We start from the raw sequence: 16097 nt of genomic DNA, 5'->3' as shown, positions 1-16097 counted from the left end.
TCATGGGACGGCTATTTCCGATGAAAATCCGGCTCAGTCTGGTGAGGGCCGTTCCGCGAGATAGCGGACCACCAGAGGTACGGCCAGGAGCCCCATGGCGGCCAGCGCGCCCGGCAGGCCGAGCCGGCTTGTCAGGGCGGCCACGAGCAGCGGGCTGATGACGAAGCCCGTGTAGGAGATCGCGGAGACCGTGGACACCAGCACCCCGCCCGCGTCGTCGGCCGCAGCGCGGCTGAGCACGGCCGGCACCAGCGGCCCGAGCGCGAGCCCGGTCAGCGCGAACCCCACCATCGACGCGAGAACCGAGCCGCCGAGCCCCGCCAGCGCCATCCCCGCGAGTCCGCCCACCCCGCCCACCAGGTAGAACGCCCGCAGCGTGAACCGGGGCAGCGCCTGCGCGGCGATCCGGCCCACCGTGAGCGCCGCCATGTAGACGGCCGGGGCCGCGCTCGACACCAGTGCCGAGGCCCTCCGGTGGTCTTCGAGGAGCAGCACCGACCACTGTTCGATCGAGTTCTCGATGATCAGCGCGCACGCGGCCAGCGCGCCGAGCACGATCGCGACCGCCCAGCGCCGCCTGCCGCCCGCTCCCCCGGTGGCGGGCAGGCCCCGGCCCAGGCGCAGGGCCGGCAGTGACGCCGCCGAGGCCAGCACGAGGACCGCGGCCACCACCAGCACCGTGCCGGTGCCCAGGCCGAGTGAGCGGGCCAGCCCGGTGGCGGGTGCCGCGACTATCACGGCGAGGGGAAAGGCGGCGTGCACCTGCTGGAACAGCCTGCGCCCGTGCTCCCGCTCGGCCCGCCCGGTGGCCATGTTCAGCGCGACGTCGAGCGCGCCGCTGGTCATGCCGACCAGGAGCAGCGTCAGCCCGAGCGCCGTCGGCGAGCCGACGGGCGCGATGGCCACGACGCTCAGCGCGAAGGCCACGGTGACGGCGATCAACGCCGTACGTTCCCTGCCCCCGGCCAGCCGCCCGGCCACCGCCATCGCCGGAATCGCCCCCACCGGCACCGCGCTCAGCGCCAGCCCCAGCTCGGCGGGGGACGCGCCGAGCTGCTCCTTGATCGCCGGCAGCAGCGCCGACCACGAGCCCCAGAACCCGCCCCAAGCCGCGCTGACCGCGATCAACGGTATGCCGCGTTCCCCCACCAGCCCCCCTTGTCATGCATTACGGTTATGCACAGTAAAGATCTTTAATGTCCTTAATATCCACAATCGAAGGAATGCTTGTGCTCACGCGAACGGCCATCGCGGCCGGCTTGGCCGCCGCCGGGATCGCCGCCACCCCCACCGCCGCGACAGCCACCCCCACCATCGCAACTCCCGCCGCCTCGTCGGTGACGGCCGCGCCCTACACGCCGGAGCGCGTCTGCGGACCCGGCTTCCGCAGGGTCAGGGACGGTCACCGGGAGATGCGGACGCGCGAGGGCGCGGTGTTCGGGCACGTGTACCTGATGTACAGCAAGCGCTCCGGCAAGAACTGCGTGGCCGCGATCAAGACGGCCTACCTCGGCACCAAGACCACCACGGGCGCCGGCATCGTGGTGCGGGGCGGCGGCCGGTCGGAGGACGTACAGAAGTATCGCTTCTACGCCGAGACCGGGCACGTCAACGGCAGCTGGAAGTGCGTGAAATTCTGGGGCTGGACCCGCGACCCCAGCGGCCGCGTCGAGGCCAGCGGCGGCCGCAACTCCTGGGGCAACTGCGCCGGCTGACCCACCCCGCCCACCCGCCCGGTGCACGCGCGAGGACAGGCCGGGCAGGCCAGCTGGACTGGCCGGGCAGGCCGCGCGGGCGGGCCAGGCAGGCCGACCGGACAGGCTGGGCAAGTCGAGCAAGCCGACCGGACGGGCCAGGTGGGCCGACCGAGCGAAGCCCCCGCGCGGGTGGGCCGACCGGAGCCCCCGCGCGGGCAGGCCAGGCAGGCCGATCGACCGGAGTATGCGCAGGCGGGTCGGGCGGCTGCTGCAGGCAGACGTCGGGATACGAAACGTCCTTGAAGCGGCGTCCCGCTCCGCGACGGACAGCGTGCGTCCGGCACGCCGGCACACGGCGGCGGCCACTCGCCCGGGGGGCCTCGAAGACGGTCCCGTCGCCCTCTGTTTACAGCGCGCCGTCGTAGGCGCCGAACCCGACGTTGCCCACGTCGGTGTCGTGCAGGTTGAACGCGCCGCAGAGCCGCCGCCTGGCCGCCACGTCCCAGAGCTGGAGCAGGCCGGCCGTGGTGTACGTGGCCGGCAACCCGCCGCCAGGGGAGAAGCCGAGCCCGCCGACCTCCCCGAGGCATGCGGACCGCTGCGGCGTGGGCCTGCTCACGTCCCACTGCGCGATGTGTCCGCTCGCCTGTTGCCGTCGGCTCGCGACCTCGCCGGTCTTGGTCAGCGACATGTCGAGCATACGGGCGACGCCGAAGTCGATCACTCGCGGGCCGCCGGGGCCGAGCAGCACGTGTCGGGCTTGAGGTCACGGAGGGAAGACACCCACGTCGAGGATCGCGGTCAGCGCGGTCGCAGGCCGTGATCGCGACGGCCGGGGTCGCGACGGCCGGTGCAGGTCGTCCCCGGCGAACCGCAAGCACTCGACTGCCTGGCGCAGGTCTGAGCACCTTCCACCAAGGGAGGCCGCTCCCCCGGTAGAAATGCATGGAACGACCGGACGTCCTCCGGTTAGGTTGTGGCGCATGGCGGTTGCAACTCCCCGCCAAGCCACTGTCAAGCGGTGGCGCGCACAGTACAGGGACAAGCGCACGAGAGGGGGCAGATCATGAGACGCGTACGGATCGTCAAGGCGGCCAAGCGGCGACAGGACCGGAACACGGGCCTGGACCTGCGTACCCCATCGGGCCGTCGGCTACCTTACTGAAACGATACTTACATCGAACTTACCGGGGTACCTGTAGATAACATAGGTAACAAGAACGTCACGGGGGGCTCACGATGAAGAGACTAGTGGTGGTGCCGCCACACGTCGCCCGGCACAAGATCCGCGATATCCGGTCGGGAGACCGCCGCAGGCCCGTCGTGCACGATCACGACCCCAAGGTCGTCGATCTCCGAGCCTACAGCGGCCGTAACGTGATCCGGTTCCCCGGAGGCCCCACCCCCGCCGCGTGATCGGCCGAGCAGGTCAGCCGTAGAGCTTCTTGGCGTAGGTCTCGCCGTAGTAGTTCTCGAGTTGCTCGAGAGTCTCCTCGACCTTCTGCACGTCCTTGACCAGGGTCGCGTGCGACGGCAGCGAGTCCTCGGCCCAGCGGTCGGGCTTCCAGAGCCCGGAACGCAGGAAGGCCTTGGCGCAGTGGAAGAAGATCTGTTCGATCTCCACGACGAGCGCCAGCTGCGGGCGGTGGCCCTTGACGATCATGTCGTCGAAGAACGGCGCCTCGCGGATCAGCCGGGCGCGGCCGTTGAGCCTGAGGGTCTCGTTGCGGCCGGGGATCAGGTAGATCAACCCCACGTGCGGATTTTTCAGGATATTGCGGAAGCCGTCCGCCCGGCGGTTGCCCGGCCGGTCGGGGATGGCGATCGTGGTGTCGTCGATGACGTACGTGAAGCCGGCCGGGTCGCCCTTGGGCGAGACGTCGCAGTTGCCGTCGGCGTCGGAGGTGGCGATCAGGCAGAACGGCGAGTTCGCCAGCCATTCCCGGTCGCGCTCGTGCAACCGCGGCCGGTCCTTGGTAGCCGCTCGCGGCATTACTTCACCCAGTAGTTCGCGTAGTTCCGTCTCCGAGCCGATCTCCACCCAGCTCATGCCGTCTCCTCTCGGGGGTTACGCGTAATTCTGTCAGGGAATCGGGTTGAGCATCCGATGAGGGGTCCGCAATGCCTCACTGACCGGATCATCCCTGGTGCCTTCCAGCCCCGGACCCGGCCGTACCTCCGCCTCCCCGATCGGGACCTGCACGCCGCAGGTGGCACAGCGGGCGGCGCCGTCGATGCGGGTGCCGCAGGCCAGGTGGTGGAAGACGCGGCGCGGTCCGGTGCTGGTCAGATGCCGCTCGCCCCACTCGGCCAGGGCCAGGACCGGTAGCCAGAGCTCATGGCCCATCGGGGTCAGGACGTACTCGTCGCGCGGCGGCGCGTCCCGGTAGCGGCGCTTGTCGAGGACCCCCGCCTCGACGAGCGCGGCCAGCCGCTGCGAGAGCACCGCCCGGGGGATGTCGAGGTGGGCGAGGAAGTCGCCGTAACGCCGTACGCCGTACATCGCGTCGCGTACGACGAGCAGCGTCCAGCGCTCGCCGATCACCTCCAGGGCCTTGGCCAGCGAGCAGTCCTGAGCGTCGTAGTTCTTGCCTAGCGCCATGCCACCCCCTTCAGTTCATTCATTGAACCATGGTAGCTTGCCCGACATGAGTTCAATCACTGAACCGACTCGGGTGCTGGTGCCCGCCGGCCGAACGCTCGCCGTGGCGTCGTCGGCGCCCCTGCTCGTGCTGACGAACTACACGGTGCCGATGGTCACGCTGCCCCAGACCGCACGGGAGCTGGGCGCGGGCCCGACCGGGCCGGTGTGGATCCTGGGCTCGATCGCGCTCGGCCTGTCGGCACTGCTGCTGGTCTCCGGCGGGCTGGCCGACGACTACGGCCGCAAGCGGGTGCTGGTGGCGGGCACGGCCGTGCTCGCGCTCGCCAGTGTGGTGGCCGCGTTGAGCCCGGTGGTCGTGGTGTTCGTGGCGGCCCGGCTGGTGCAGGGCGGCGCGAGCGCGGCGATGCTGGCGGCGAGCCTCGGCATCGTGGGCCATGCCTTTCCCTCGGGGATCGAGCGGGTGCGGGCCACCGGTCGGTACGGCGCGATGATCGGGCTGGGCACCGCCGTGGGGCCGCTGCTGTCCGGGGTGCTGGCGGAGGTGACCGGCTGGCGGGCGGCGTACTGGCTGATGGCGGCGTGCGCGCTGGCCCTGGCCGTGGTGTCGGCGCGCACGCTGGAGGAGTCGCGCTCGGCCGTGCCCCGGCGGTTCGACGTGCCCGGCGTGGTGCTGCTCAGTCTGGGCGTCGTCGCGCTGCTCGCGGGCGTGACCGAGGGCCGTCTCGGCTGGTCGCGGCCGGTGGTGCTGGTGGCGTTCGCGGCGGCGGTGGTGCTGGTGGCGGCCTTCGTGCTGGTGGAGCGGAGGCGGGCGGAGCCGCTGATCGACCTGGAGCTGTTCCGGCGGCCGGTGTTCCTGGTGGCGACGGGTGGGGCGCTGGTGGTCGGGGCGGCGGTGGTCGGGCTGATGAGTTACCTGCCGACCGTGCTGCAGACGGCGCACGGTCTGACGCCGCTCGCTACCGCGCTGCTGTTCATGCTGTGGTCCGGGATGTCGTTCGTGACCGCGCTGCTGTCCCGGCGGCTGCGGCTGGCCACGGCCGCCCGGCTGGCGCTCGGGCTGGCGCTGACCGCGCTGGGCTTCGGCGGGCTGCTGGGTCTGGGCGGGACGTTCGCGCCCGCGCTCGTGGTCGGCGGGCTGGCAGTGAGCGGGGCCGGGGCCGGGCTGATCAACTCCTCGATCACGCACCTCGCGATCGAGAGCGTGCCGTCCCATCGGGTCAGCATGGGGTCGGGGGCCAACAACACCGCCCGCTATGTGGGCAGTTCGCTGGGGGCGGCCGGGGTGGCGGGGGTCATCGGGGGGTTCGGGGCGCAGCAGGGGGTGGTGATCGCGGTGGCGGCGTGCATGGCGCTGGCAGGAGCCACGGCCGTGGCCGCCCTCATCACCCGTCCTTGAGGCGGGTGCGGTGGAGGCGGACCTTCTCGCGGTTGCCGCATCGGCGCATGGAGCACCACTGACGCTTGCCCGCGTTGGACCGGTCGGTGAAGCGCAGGCCGCAGGTGGGGCTGGCGCACACCCGGATGTGGTGGCGGTCGTCGCCGCCGAGCAGCGTCACGGCGTCGTACGCGATGTCGGCCAGCGCCCCGCCCGCCGGATCGAGGGGCGCCACGCGTACGAGGGAGAGGTCGGGAGCGAGCCGCACCACCGGCGCCCGGCGCCGCGCGGCCCAGGCGTTGACCACCTCCAGATCATCCGGATCCACGCCGGCGGACCCCGCGAGAACGGCGTCCACGCACCGGCTGATCGCGTCCCGCAGGTCGCGAGCCTGACGCAGCAGTGCCTCGTCCGCCCGCGCGCCGGCGTAGCCCGCCGCGTCGAGCCAGGCGGCCAGATCGGCGGGCTCGCGGAGCATCTCCCGGCCGCCGGTCTTCCTGTCGCGGTACGTGTTGATCAGATCGAGACTCGACCGGCCCCCGTCCCACACCCAGTCCATGACCTAACTATATGATGCGGTTACCATGTAACCTCATCATGGAGTTAGCAATGGCTGAATCAAGGATGGCCGAGCTCGACGGGCTCCGGATGCACTACCTGATCGAAGGCGACGGGCCGCTGCTCGTCCTGCTGCACGGCTGGCCCCAGACCGGCCACTGCTGGCGGCGGATCATGCCCGAACTGGCCGAGCGCTACACGGTGGTCGCGCCCGACCTGCGCGGATACGGCCGGACGGACAAGCCCACCACCGGCTTCGACAAGCGGACCATGGCCGCCGACATCCGCGCCCTGGCCCGCTCGCTCGGCCACTCGACGTTGACGCTGGCCGGCCACGACCGCGGCGCGCGGGTCGCGCACCGCTACGCGCTGGACCACCCCGGCGAGGTCGAGCGGCTGATCGTCATGGACATCATCCCCACCAGGGAGATGTGGCGCCGCTTCGACATGCGGTCGGGGATGGCCCTGGGCACCTGGCACTGGACGTTCCACCTGCAGCCCGACCTGCCGGAGCTGCTCGCGGGGGCGAACGTGGCGGCCTATCTGGGTTACTTCTTCGAGAAATGGACGGTACGGCGGGCGGAGCTGGAGGTGGACGAGTACGTACGGGCCTTCTCCCAGCCCGGAGCGCTGCGGGCCGGGTTCGACGACTACCGGGCCTCCTTCCCGCACGACGCCGCCCACGACGACGCCGACTGGGACGCGGGCAAGCGCCTGGAGATGCCGGTACTGGCCCTGTGGGGGTCGGCGGGGCTGCCGAGCCGGGTGCCGGTGCTCGACATCTGGCGCGAGTACGCCCGTGACGTGCGGGGCGCGGAGATCCCGGACTGCGGCCACTTCCTGGCCGAGGAACGCCCTGACCTCGTCCTGTCACACCTGCGCGACTTCCTCACGCCCGCCTGACCCGGGTGGTGACGGAGCTGACCTACCAGCGCCGGGCCTGGGCCATGACGTCGAGGAGGGCGTCGCGTTCGGCGGCGAAGGCCGGGTCCGCGCCTTCCCGTTCGGCCCGCAGGTGCAGCATGGTCAGCTCGGTCGCCGCCTGCTGGTAGTCGCCCATCGCCCGCCCGAGCCCCACGCCCTTGGCCCACTTGCGCGCGGCCCGGCGGCCGGACAGCGTGCTCAGCATGGTGATGTCCGGCGGGGTGACGTGCCCGGTGGCCTGGTAGGCGGGCAGGTAGCCGCCCACCTTGGCCAGCAGGTGCCTGCGCTCGCGTACGGTCACCAGAACGAGCCCGACGAGCGCCGCCATGATCACCAGGTAGGCCAGAGCCAGCCAGCCGATCGACCGGAGCGAGGCGGCGCCGTTCCAGAGCCCGTGCAGGAGGACCGCGCCGAAGTAGCCGAGCGGGATGGCGGCGAACCTCGCGGGGCCGCGGCGGGTGAGCGCGTACGCGACGCCGAGCCCGGTCATCGCGGTGTACACGGGGTGGCCGAGCGGGTCGATCAGCCCTCTGATCACGAACAGTTGCATGGCCCCGCCCACGCCGTCCTCGGTGAACGCGCTCAGGTAGTAGCCGACGTTCTCCACGACCGCGAAGCCCAGCCCGGCCATGGAGCCGTACACGATGCCGTCGGTGAGCCCGTCGATCTCCCGCCTTCTGATCAGGAGCAGCAGCAGCGCCGAACCCTTGAGCGCCTCCTCGATCACCGGGGCCAGGTAGACCGTCCCCACCTCCTCGACGGTCCGCGTGCCATAGCCGGCCCTGGCGAACATGGCCTGGCCGGCGATGGTCAGTGCGACGCCCAGCACGATCGCCACGCCGGCGCCCCACGCGAACGCGAAGCTCAGGTGCAGCCGGGGCTCGGGCTCCAGCCGGTCGAGCGAGAGGACCGCCGCGAGCAGCAGGGGCAGGGGCGCCACCGCCAGCAGCATGGACAGGCCGAAACCGAGCGGACCGCCCTTCAGCAGCAGGCCGGCCAGCACGAGCACCGCGAGGACGCTCGAGATCACCAGGCCGATCAGGAGCGCCTTGCTGGGTCGCCGCGGCAGCGAGGGAGGCCGGGTCCGTACGGTCATCGCCATACCTCTTTTCGGACGGGAGTCCCACTATGGAGCGGACCCGTCGACAGACGCTTGACGATTACTTAACGGCCATGATCAACGCGCTTCCCGGTAGTAGGGGTCGGCCACCCCGCCCTCGTACGAGTACACCTCGCGGCCGTCGACGAAGACCCGCAGCGCCCGGCTCATGACGTCCAGCGGGTCGCCGGACCAGATCACCACATCGCCGTCGAGCCCCGGACGCAGCGCGCCCACGCGGTCGTCCAGGCCCATGATGTGGGCCGGGTTGACGGTGATGGACCGCAGCGCCACGTCCCGGTCCAGCCCCTCCTTGACCGCCAGCGTCGCCTGGTGGACCAGGAAGTGGATCGGCACCACGGGATGGTCGGTGGTGATCGCCAGCTCGACCCCGGCCCGCGCGAGGATGCCCGGATTGCGCAGCGAGCGGTGCCGGAGCTCGACCTTGGAACGGCTGGTGAACAGCGGCCCGATGATGACCGGGACACCGCGCTCGGCCAGCACGTCGGCGATCAGGTGCCCCTCCGTGCCATGGTTGATCACCACCCGGTAGCCGAACTCGTCCGCCAGCCGCAGCGCGGTCGCGATGTCGTCGGCCCGGTGCGTGTGCTGGCACCAGGGCAGCTCGCCGTCGAGCACGCGGACGAGGATCTCCTGCGTGGCGTCGCGATCGAACGGCTTGCCCTCGTCATAGGCGACGGACCGCCTGGCCTTGTAGTCCTGCGCCTTCATGAACGCGTCGCGGATCACCGCCGCCACGCCCTGGCGGGTGGACGGCAGCTTCTTCTGGTCGCCGTAGACGCGCTTAGGGTTCTCGCCGAGGGCGCTCTTCACGCTCACCGGCTCGCGGATCAGCATCTCGTCGACGGTCCGGCCCCAGCACTTGACCGCCACCGTCTGCCCGCCGATGGGGTTGGCGGATCCGGGCTTGATCACCGCGGTGGTGACGCCGCCGGACAGCGCGTCGGCGAAGCCCAGGTCGGCGGGGTTGATGGCGTCGAGGGCACGCAGGCGGGCCCCGTTGGGGTCGGTCGTCTCGTTGGTGTCCTGGCCGGCCCAGCCCTCGGCCTCCTCGTACACGCCCAGGTGGCCGTGGGCCTCGACGAAGCCCGGCAGCACCCAGCCGCCGGCCGCGTCGACGACGGGGGTTCCCTGGGGTATCTCGACATCGCGCCCGACCGCGGCGATCTTCCCATCCTGGATCAGCACGGTGCCGCCCTCGATGGGATCGCCGTCGACCGGGACGACATATCCGCTGGTGATCGCAAGATTCATGTCAGCAACCTACATTGGATGATATTTCGGCATAGGGGGGACACGACGCTTCGCTGCCTTCGGTAAGGTTCCGACAACAGGGCAAAGGAGAATGAATTGGCCGAGGACCAGGCCGTCTACGGTCCCGGCGCGGGGCTCGGGCCCAGCGGCCTGCCGGACGAGGACCTGTCACACCTGCTCAGCCGCCAACGCTTCGGCGCGCTGGCCACGCGGGGCGGCAACGGCCACCCGCACGTGTCCACCGTCGTGTACGCCTGGGACCCCGCCCAGCGGGTGGTCCGCGTCGCGACGGTCGACGGCCGGCCGAAGGTGCGCCAGTTGCACAAGGACCCACGTGCGGCACTGTACGTGGCCAGCGACGACTTCTGGTCGTACGCCGTGGCCGAGGGCCTGGCCGAGTTGTCCCCGGTGAGCGTCGAACCCGGCGACGAGGTCGGCCGGGAACTGCTGGCCATGCAGTCGGGGGGTTACGCCGACCCGGGCGCCGAGGCCGCGTTCCTGGGCCAGGCCGTCGCGGACAAGCGGCTGGTGATCAGGCTCCGGGTGTCCCGGTTGTACGGGACGTCGCTGCCCGCTCCGTCCGCCGGATAGCGCGCCGTCTGTTGTAGTCGACCACCGCGACCACGGCGAGGATGAGCGCCAGGTCGATGGCGGCCGACGAACGTATCGCGCCGACGTGGTCGCCGCCCGCCGCGGCCGCGAAGTAGACCGCGCCGATCACGGCGACCCCGCCCGAGCCCCCGAACTGCTGGGCCGTACTGAGGAAGCCCGAGCCGATGCCCGCCTGGTGCGGCGCGACCTCCACCAGCGCCGCCCCGATGAGCTGCGGGATCACCAGGCCGTTGCCGAGGCCCACGAGCACGAGCGAGGCGATGATCCACGGCAGTCCGGCCGCCGCCGCGCACAGCAGCAGTGTCAGGCCCGACGCGGTCACGGCTCCGCCGATCATGACAACCTTCAGGCCGTACCTCCTGACCAGGCGGGTGCCCAGCAGCGAGGTGATCGTGAACAGCACGCCCATCGGCGCGAACGCCAGCCCGGCCTGGAACGCGGTGAGCCGCAGCCCGCCCTGGAGCAGCAGCGTGAGCGTGAACATGAACGACGCGAAGTACGCCATGAACGCGGTGATCGCGCCGACGCCCGCCAGATAGGAGTGCACCTTCAGCAGGGCCAGGTCCAGCACCGGCTGCCCGCCACGCCTGCCGAGCACGTACTGCCAGCGACCCGTCAGAACGAGGACGGGCACACTCGCGCCCATGCAGATCCACGTCCAGGCGGGCCAGCCCGCGCTGTTGCCGAGGCCCAGCGGCACCAGGATCAGCGCCAGGCCGATCGCCAGCCCGGCGGCGCCGAGCAGGTCCAGCCGCGACCGCCTGGCCGGCTCGACCCTGGGCAGCAGCCAGGCGGCCAGCGGGACCACGACCAGACCGACGGGCAGGTTGATCAGGAAGATCACCCGCCAGCCGAGTCCGAACAGGTCGGCCGACAGCAGCAGCCCGCCCAGCACCTGCCCGGCGATCGAGCCGAGTCCGCCGGTCGCGCCGTACCAGCCCACGGCGCGGCGCCGCTCGTCCGGCGGGAAGACCGCGGAGATCATGGCGAGCACCTGTGGCACCATCGCCGCGCCGGCCAGCCCCTGCAGCAGCCGGGCGGCCACGAGCTGGGCCGGGTTCAGCGCGATCCCGCAGAGCAGGGACGCGATCGTGAACGCGATCACGCCGCCGATGAACATCCGCCGGTAGCCGTACCGGTCGCCGAGCCGCCCGCCGGTGATCATGCCCGCGGCGTAGGTGAAGGCGTAGCCGCCCACGATGAGCTCCAGCGCCGCGGGGCTCGCGTGCAGCTCACGCTCGAACGACGGGGCCGCCACGTTGACCACGAAGAAGTCGAACTGGGCCATGAACCACGCCGACAGAAGCACCGCCAGCGTCCCGCCGAATCTCATTCTGACCAGGCTAGGCCCTCAGAACCGGCGGCGGCCGAGCGGGGCTGGCAGAGTTGAGGGCATGGATCATCTCCCCCACTTCAGCCGCGAGATCCGCGCGTTCGAGGCGGCGGTCCGTGCCGCGGGATCCGGTCTGGTGCCGTCCTGCCCGGGCTGGGGCGTGCCCGATCTCGTCATGCATCTGGGCGGTGTGCACCGCTACCTCGCGTGGGTGATCGGCGACCGTCTCACCGAGCAGCCGGACCCGTCGGACCTGTCCTTCCTCGATCTGCCACCCGACCCGGCCGGCTGGCCGGATCCGGCGCACGCGCCAGCGACCGGGCCGCTGCCGCCCGGTCTGCTCGACTGGTTCGCGGAGGGGGCCGCCAAGCTGGAGTCCCTGTTCGCCACCACCGATCCGGACGTGCCGGTGTGGACGTGGTCGGGCGAGCAGAGCGTCAGGTTCTGGGTGCGCATGCAGACCATCGAGGCGGCCGTCCACCGCTGGGACGCCGAGAGCATGGCGGGGACCGCCGGGCCGATGGACGCCGAGCTGGCGGCCGACGCGGTGGGGCAGACGTTCGAGGTGATGGCCCCGGCCCGGCGGGCCTGGACCGCGGCGCCCCCCGGAGCGGGAGAGTCGTACGGCTTCCGGCAGACCGACGGGCCTGGGCGGTGGACGGTCCGCTTCGATGGGCCGACCGTGGCGGTCACCCAGGCGGAGGAGGACGGCCGCGACGTCGAGGTGGCCGGGAGCGCGTCGGACCTCATGCTGTTCCTCTGGCAGCGTGTCCCGGCCGAGCGACTGGACGTGCGCGGCGACCGGGCCGTGCTCGACCGTTATTTCACCCTCGTCCCACCTGTCTGACCTATTGGACGGTGTCGCCCAGCGACTCCAGGAGCTCGCGGAGTTCGTGGGCCAGGGCGGCCTGCCGGTTCTCGGAGAGCGCGGCGAGCAGCCGGCGCTCGGTTTCGACGTGGTCGGGCAGCACCCGGTCGATCAGCTCCCGCCCTTCGTCGGTGAGGGCGACGTGCACGACGCGCCCGTCCTTCTCGCTGGGCGTGCGGGACACCAGGCCGCGGGCCTGGAGGCGGTCGAGGCGCTGGGTGATGGCCCCCGAGGTGACCATGGCCGACTTCATGAGCTCGGCCGGGGTCAATGACCGTCCATTGCGTCGCAGCGTGGCGAGCACGTCGAACGAGGCCGAGTCGAGCCCGTGGGCGCTGAACGTACGGCCCAGCTCCACACCGATCAGCCGCGACAGGCGGGACAGCCGCCCGATCACCGCCATCGGCGACACCTCGACGTCAGGGCGCTGCTCGGCCCACTGCTCCAGCACGCGGTCAACATGATCTGCCACCCATTCATCTTAGCGGTGAGACAAATACCTTAGCGATGAGATACATTGTCTTAGTGCTAAGAAATCGACTTGCCCTGATCCTTGTGACGGCACTGGCCCCGGCCATCTGGGGGACCACCTACCTCGTCACCACCGAACTGCTGCCACCCGGCCGCCCGCTGCTGGCGGCCGTCGTCCGCGCCCTCCCCGCCGGACTGCTGCTCGTCGCGCTCACCCGGCGGCTGCCGAAGGGGGTGTGGTGGTGGCGCGCCCTCGTGCTCGGCGCGCTCAACATCGGGGTGTTCTTCGCGTTGCTCTTCGTCGGCGCCTACCGGCTGCCCGGCGGGGTCGCCGCGACCATCGGCGCGGTGCAGCCGCTGCTGGTCGCCGGCCTGTCCGCCGGTCTGCTCGGCGAGCGTTTTTCCGCGCGTACGGCGATCGCCGCCGTGGCGGGTGTGGCCGGGGTCAGCCTGCTGGTCCTGCGGGCCGACGCCCGGCTGGACGCCATCGGCGTCGCCGCGGCCGCCGGGGGCGCGGTCGTCATGGCCACCGGTGTGGTGCTCAGCAAGCGGTGGACCTCACCCGCGCCCCTGCTCGCGACCACCGGCTGGCAACTGGTGGCCGGCGGCCTGCTGCTGCTCCCGGTGGCGCTCCTCGTCGAGGGGCCGCCGCCCGCGACGCTGACCTCGGCGAACCTGACCGGGTACGCCTACCTCGCCATCATCGGCTCGGCGATCGCCTATGCCCTGTGGTTCCGCGGCATCCGTGCCCTGTCCCCCACGCATGTCACCTTCCTCGGCCTGCTCAGTCCGCTGGTCGCCACCACGCTGGGCTGGCTCGCCCTCGGTCAGTCGCTCAGCGTGGCCCAGATCGTGGGCGGGCTCGTCGTCGTGGCGGCCCTCATCACGGCCCAGACCCAGCGCCGCCGCCCGGCCAAGCGGCCGCGCCCGCTCCCCGACCGCCTGATCCCCGCCGACCAGTGCTGATCCCCTGTCCGGCAGCCAGCGGTATCAGCGGCGAAGATCCCCGAGCAGCCGCGTGGTCGCTTCGTCGGCGGGAAAGTACGCCTCGACGGCCACCCCTTCGAGCGTGATGTCGAACGCCGCGCCGAACGTCGTGATCGTACTGAAGAAGCAGAGCTCGTGCCCCCGGTACGTGATCCGGACGGGCAACGCGATGTCGGCGGGGTCGGGCACCGGCGCCTCGCCGTGGTCCCCAAAGGCGTCTCCATAGGCCAGCACCTCCTCGTAGAGGGCGCTCAGCTCCGGGTCGCCCGTACCGGCGACCTGCCTGGCCAGGCGCGGCAGCAAGAACGCGCGGACCTGCGCCAGGTTCCGCACCCGCGGCGCGAACCCGTCCGGATGCAGCCCCAGCCGCATCATGTTCACCGGCGGCTCCAGGAGGGCCGGGTCCACGTCGTCGAGGAAGACGTTCATGGCGTTGTTGGCCAGCAAGAGGTTCCAGTGGCGGTCCAGGGCCAGCGCCGGATACGGCTCGTGCCCGCGCAGGATCCGCTGGAGCGCCTCATATGCCTTGCCCAGGCCGGAATCGTCAAGCGGGCGCTCGGGGTAGATGGGCGCGTACCCGGCCGCGAGCAGCAGCCGGTTGCGCGCGCGGAGCGGCACATCGAGCTGCTCGGCCAGGCGCAACACCATGGACCGGCTGGGGATCGTCCGCCCGGTCTCGACGAAGCTGACGTGGCGCGCGGACACGTCGGCCTGAAGGGCAAGATCGAGCTGCGTGAGCCCGCGCCGGTACCGCCAGTCCCGCAACAACTCCCCTATCGGCTGGTCCATCTGCATAGTGGCTGGTTCTACCTGGTCTGACGGGGTGGTGTCGATTACCTGCCTTGTAATGCCAGTGGGGGGCGGCGTATGGCCAATGCCCGATTTTAAACTATTTACAAGCCTTTGACCGCTTTGTTAGCGTTCGTCCCGCCTAGTCCACTCACCTGCGTGGAGCCGGGGACCCAAGTTCCCTCTGGGGCGAATCGGCATCGCCGTAGGGCCACTTCCAGGCCCGAGCCCGTCAGCTAACCCGGTAGGCCGTATGGAAGGACACAGCAGTGGCTCCCCTCGCCATCTGCCTGGCGGCTGCCATCGCCGGGCTCACTCTGGCCGCTCCGGCCCACGCCGGCCCCACCGCTCCTACCGGCACCGAGAGCAAGCTCAGCCAGCAGAACCGCCAGACCACTCCCGCCTGGAAGATCGCCCTTGACTTCGCCATGAAGAAGCGCGGTATCCCGTACGTCTGGGGCGGGACCAGCGACAGCGGCTACGACTGCTCCGGGCTCATGCTCAGGGCGTACGAACACGCCGGGATCGAGTTGCCGCGCACAACGACGGAACAGTACAGCGCGTTCTCCAAGAAGATCTCCTGGGACCACCTCAAGCCAGGTGACCTGGTCTTCTTCCACGGACTCGGGCACGTAGGGATGATCTCGAGGCCCGGATACATGGTGCACGCACCGCACACCGGAGACGTGGTCAAGGAGGAGAAGCTCTCCGACTGGCGCAGGGACTCGTTCGCGGGCGCCGTACGGCCAGACCCCAAGGGCGTGCGGCTCTCCATCAAACAACACAAGACCCCCGCGCCCCCGATGTTCACCGTCGGCCTGCGGCCAACGGCGGGGGCCCTGCGGATTCCGGTAGAGATTCCCGTCCGGTAGCGCCCACGGCTCAGTGACAGAAGCCGTCACGTCGCGGAGCTGAGGCGATCTCGTGGTGATGCACTATCACCTGATCCCTCGGGCCCGGAGTCCTCTTGCCACCCCCGCGTCGCTTGCGCGCCAAACCGCTGGTCGAGGCGGCAAAAGGACTCGTGGAGAGCAAAACGGCGACTCGACAAGCGACAGGCTGTTTGATCATGGAAATGGCTAAGCGATCTCCACAGCAGCCGGTCCCCGAACCGCGGGACGTGCCACACGGCATGTTCTAAAGCCACCAAGACAGCCGGAGTTCAGCCGGCAGTGTCGGTGGCGCCAGGGGGCCAGATGCCGACGTCCAGGAGCTTGTGGGCGTAGGAGTACGCGACGAGCTGGCTCCGGTTGCTGCAGGCGAATCGGTCGAGGAGCTTGCTGATCCGCTCCGCCACCGTGTATCTGCTGAGGTTCATCTCGCGGGCGATTCTCGTTGTCGTATATCCCCTGGCCAGCAGGACGATCAGCCACGTGTCGCGATCACTCGTCACGCCCGGACTGCCGGTGGGCATCCGCAGCGTGTACGGATCACGTGGCTTGGCGTTCACTCGACCCATGTGCCGATGATGATCAGACTCGGGGTGATCGCACAACGCGCCCTC

At 70.8% G+C, this 16097-nt stretch carries 19 protein-coding genes and 1 riboswitch; of the genes, 8 read left to right on the top strand and 11 right to left on the bottom strand.

Going from position 1 to position 16097, the window contains the following annotated elements:
- Positions 1 to 33 precede the first annotated feature (33 nt).
- A complete protein-coding gene (locus KME78_RS27510) occupies positions 34 to 1149 on the bottom strand; it encodes an MFS transporter (protein ID WP_219532247.1) in 1116 nt (371 codons plus the stop codon).
- 80 nt (positions 1150 to 1229) lie between these two features.
- Between KME78_RS27510 and KME78_RS27505 the strand changes: the two genes are divergently transcribed.
- Positions 1230 to 1715, top strand: coding sequence for a hypothetical protein (locus KME78_RS27505; RefSeq protein ID WP_219532246.1), 486 nt, complete (start codon positions 1230 to 1232; stop codon positions 1713 to 1715).
- A gap of 388 nt (positions 1716 to 2103) precedes the next feature.
- Here the strand turns inward: KME78_RS27505 and KME78_RS27500 are convergent, their stop codons facing one another.
- Complete coding sequence (locus KME78_RS27500) at positions 2104 to 2448, bottom strand: hypothetical protein (protein ID WP_219532245.1); 345 nt, start codon at positions 2446 to 2448, stop codon at positions 2104 to 2106.
- 488 nt (positions 2449 to 2936) lie between these two features.
- On the opposite strand from KME78_RS27500, the gene KME78_RS27495 reads away from it, so the two are divergent.
- Positions 2937 to 3113, top strand: coding sequence for a hypothetical protein (locus KME78_RS27495; protein WP_219532244.1), 177 nt, complete (start codon positions 2937 to 2939; stop codon positions 3111 to 3113).
- Between the two features lie 13 nt (positions 3114 to 3126).
- Here the strand turns inward: KME78_RS27495 and KME78_RS27490 are convergent, their stop codons facing one another.
- Both KME78_RS27490 and KME78_RS27485 read right to left on the bottom strand, forming a co-directional pair.
- A complete protein-coding gene (locus KME78_RS27490; protein ID WP_219532243.1) occupies positions 3127 to 3747 on the bottom strand; it encodes a pyridoxamine 5'-phosphate oxidase family protein in 621 nt (206 codons plus the stop codon).
- A gap of 33 nt (positions 3748 to 3780) precedes the next feature.
- Positions 3781 to 4299, bottom strand: a complete 519-nt coding sequence (locus KME78_RS27485; protein ID WP_219532242.1) for a winged helix-turn-helix transcriptional regulator — start codon at positions 4297 to 4299, stop codon at positions 3781 to 3783.
- Positions 4300 to 4345: 46 nt separating this feature from the next.
- Between KME78_RS27485 and KME78_RS27480 the strand changes: the two genes are divergently transcribed.
- Entirely contained in the window at positions 4346 to 5698 is a 1353-nt protein-coding gene (locus KME78_RS27480) for an MFS transporter (RefSeq protein ID WP_219532241.1), read from the top strand.
- Here the strand turns inward: KME78_RS27480 and KME78_RS27475 are convergent.
- Complete coding sequence (locus KME78_RS27475; RefSeq protein ID WP_219532240.1) at positions 5685 to 6236, bottom strand: CGNR zinc finger domain-containing protein; 552 nt, start codon at positions 6234 to 6236, stop codon at positions 5685 to 5687. The two genes, KME78_RS27480 and KME78_RS27475, sit on opposite strands and share 14 nt — an antisense overlap.
- A 50-nt stretch (positions 6237 to 6286) precedes the next feature.
- Here KME78_RS27475 and KME78_RS27470 point away from each other — a divergent pair, with 50 nt between their 5' ends.
- A complete protein-coding gene (locus KME78_RS27470; RefSeq protein WP_219532239.1) occupies positions 6287 to 7138 on the top strand; it encodes an alpha/beta fold hydrolase in 852 nt (283 codons plus the stop codon).
- Between the two features lie 22 nt (positions 7139 to 7160).
- Here the strand turns inward: KME78_RS27470 and KME78_RS27465 are convergent, their stop codons facing one another.
- On the bottom strand, positions 7161 to 8255 hold the full coding sequence (locus tag KME78_RS27465; RefSeq protein ID WP_219532238.1) for a PrsW family intramembrane metalloprotease: 1095 nt from the start codon (positions 8253 to 8255) through the stop codon (positions 7161 to 7163).
- Between the two features lie 81 nt (positions 8256 to 8336).
- Entirely contained in the window at positions 8337 to 9533 is a 1197-nt protein-coding gene (locus KME78_RS27460; protein WP_219532237.1) for an amidohydrolase, read from the bottom strand.
- 96 nt (positions 9534 to 9629) lie between these two features.
- Here KME78_RS27460 and KME78_RS27455 point away from each other — a divergent pair, with 96 nt between their 5' ends.
- Entirely contained in the window at positions 9630 to 10124 is a 495-nt protein-coding gene (locus KME78_RS27455) for a pyridoxamine 5'-phosphate oxidase family protein (protein ID WP_219532236.1), read from the top strand.
- Here the strand turns inward: KME78_RS27455 and KME78_RS27450 are convergent.
- Entirely contained in the window at positions 10066 to 11478 is a 1413-nt protein-coding gene (locus tag KME78_RS27450; RefSeq protein ID WP_219532235.1) for an MFS transporter, read from the bottom strand. The two genes, KME78_RS27455 and KME78_RS27450, sit on opposite strands and share 59 nt — an antisense overlap.
- 61 nt (positions 11479 to 11539) lie before the next feature.
- On the opposite strand from KME78_RS27450, the gene KME78_RS27445 reads away from it, so the two are divergent.
- The gene (locus KME78_RS27445; protein ID WP_219532234.1) at positions 11540 to 12325 is read left to right on the top strand and encodes a maleylpyruvate isomerase family mycothiol-dependent enzyme; all 786 of its coding nucleotides are present in this window, start codon (positions 11540 to 11542) and stop codon (positions 12323 to 12325) included.
- Position 12326: 1 nt separating this feature from the next.
- On the opposite strand, the gene KME78_RS27440 is transcribed toward KME78_RS27445, so the two are convergent.
- Positions 12327 to 12818, bottom strand: coding sequence for a MarR family winged helix-turn-helix transcriptional regulator (locus KME78_RS27440; protein ID WP_308127151.1), 492 nt, complete (start codon positions 12816 to 12818; stop codon positions 12327 to 12329).
- A gap of 83 nt (positions 12819 to 12901) precedes the next feature.
- Between KME78_RS27440 and KME78_RS27435 the strand changes: the two genes are divergently transcribed.
- Positions 12902 to 13783 (top strand): EamA family transporter, encoded by an 882-nt coding sequence (locus KME78_RS27435; protein WP_308127150.1) that lies wholly within the window; start codon positions 12902 to 12904, stop codon positions 13781 to 13783.
- Positions 13784 to 13807: 24 nt separating this feature from the next.
- On the opposite strand, the gene KME78_RS27430 is transcribed toward KME78_RS27435, so the two are convergent.
- Entirely contained in the window at positions 13808 to 14593 is a 786-nt protein-coding gene (locus KME78_RS27430) for a helix-turn-helix transcriptional regulator (protein WP_246651930.1), read from the bottom strand.
- A gap of 129 nt (positions 14594 to 14722) precedes the next feature.
- Positions 14723 to 14859: riboswitch (cyclic di-AMP (ydaO/yuaA leader) on the top strand.
- 3 nt (positions 14860 to 14862) lie between these two features.
- On the opposite strand from KME78_RS27430, the gene KME78_RS64680 reads away from it, so the two are divergent.
- The gene (locus KME78_RS64680) at positions 14863 to 15465 is read left to right on the top strand and encodes a C40 family peptidase (RefSeq protein WP_219532231.1); all 603 of its coding nucleotides are present in this window, start codon (positions 14863 to 14865) and stop codon (positions 15463 to 15465) included.
- 290 nt (positions 15466 to 15755) lie between these two features.
- On the opposite strand, the gene KME78_RS27420 is transcribed toward KME78_RS64680, so the two are convergent.
- Positions 15756 to 16052: a response regulator transcription factor gene (locus tag KME78_RS27420; protein WP_219532230.1), complete on the bottom strand. Its 297-nt coding sequence runs from the start codon at positions 16050 to 16052 to the stop codon at positions 15756 to 15758.
- Positions 16053 to 16097: the final 45 nt, after the last annotated feature.

Source organism: Nonomuraea guangzhouensis (genome assembly GCF_019396345.1).
In the GTDB taxonomy this organism is placed as follows: Bacteria; Actinomycetota; Actinomycetes; order Streptosporangiales; family Streptosporangiaceae; genus Nonomuraea; species Nonomuraea guangzhouensis.
Note: the sequence above shows the minus strand (reverse complement) of the source record. Positions and strands in the feature narration are given on the sequence as shown.

Bases quoted from the DNA above. Each gene is read 5' to 3' on its own strand.
- KME78_RS27495 (WP_219532244.1), top strand. From the start codon at position 2,937: ATGAAGAGACTAGTGGTGGTGCCGCCACACGTCGCCCGGCACAAGATC.
- KME78_RS27490 (WP_219532243.1), bottom strand. From the start codon at position 3,747: ATGAGCTGGGTGGAGATCGGCTCGGAGACGGAACTACGCGAACTACTG.
- KME78_RS27485 (WP_219532242.1), bottom strand. From the start codon at position 4,299: ATGGCGCTAGGCAAGAACTACGACGCTCAGGACTGCTCGCTGGCCAAG.
- KME78_RS27480 (WP_219532241.1), top strand. From the start codon at position 4,346: ATGAGTTCAATCACTGAACCGACTCGGGTGCTGGTGCCCGCCGGCCGA.
- KME78_RS27475 (WP_219532240.1), bottom strand. From the start codon at position 6,236: ATGGACTGGGTGTGGGACGGGGGCCGGTCGAGTCTCGATCTGATCAAC.
- KME78_RS27470 (WP_219532239.1), top strand. From the start codon at position 6,287: ATGGCTGAATCAAGGATGGCCGAGCTCGACGGGCTCCGGATGCACTAC.
- KME78_RS27465 (WP_219532238.1), bottom strand. From the start codon at position 8,255: ATGACCGTACGGACCCGGCCTCCCTCGCTGCCGCGGCGACCCAGCAAG.
- KME78_RS27460 (WP_219532237.1), bottom strand. From the start codon at position 9,533: ATGAATCTTGCGATCACCAGCGGATATGTCGTCCCGGTCGACGGCGAT.
- KME78_RS27450 (WP_219532235.1), bottom strand. From the start codon at position 11,478: ATGAGATTCGGCGGGACGCTGGCGGTGCTTCTGTCGGCGTGGTTCATG.
- KME78_RS27445 (WP_219532234.1), top strand. From the start codon at position 11,540: ATGGATCATCTCCCCCACTTCAGCCGCGAGATCCGCGCGTTCGAGGCG.
- KME78_RS27430 (WP_246651930.1), bottom strand. From the start codon at position 14,593: ATGGACCAGCCGATAGGGGAGTTGTTGCGGGACTGGCGGTACCGGCGC.
- KME78_RS27420 (WP_219532230.1), bottom strand. From the start codon at position 16,052: ATGGGTCGAGTGAACGCCAAGCCACGTGATCCGTACACGCTGCGGATG.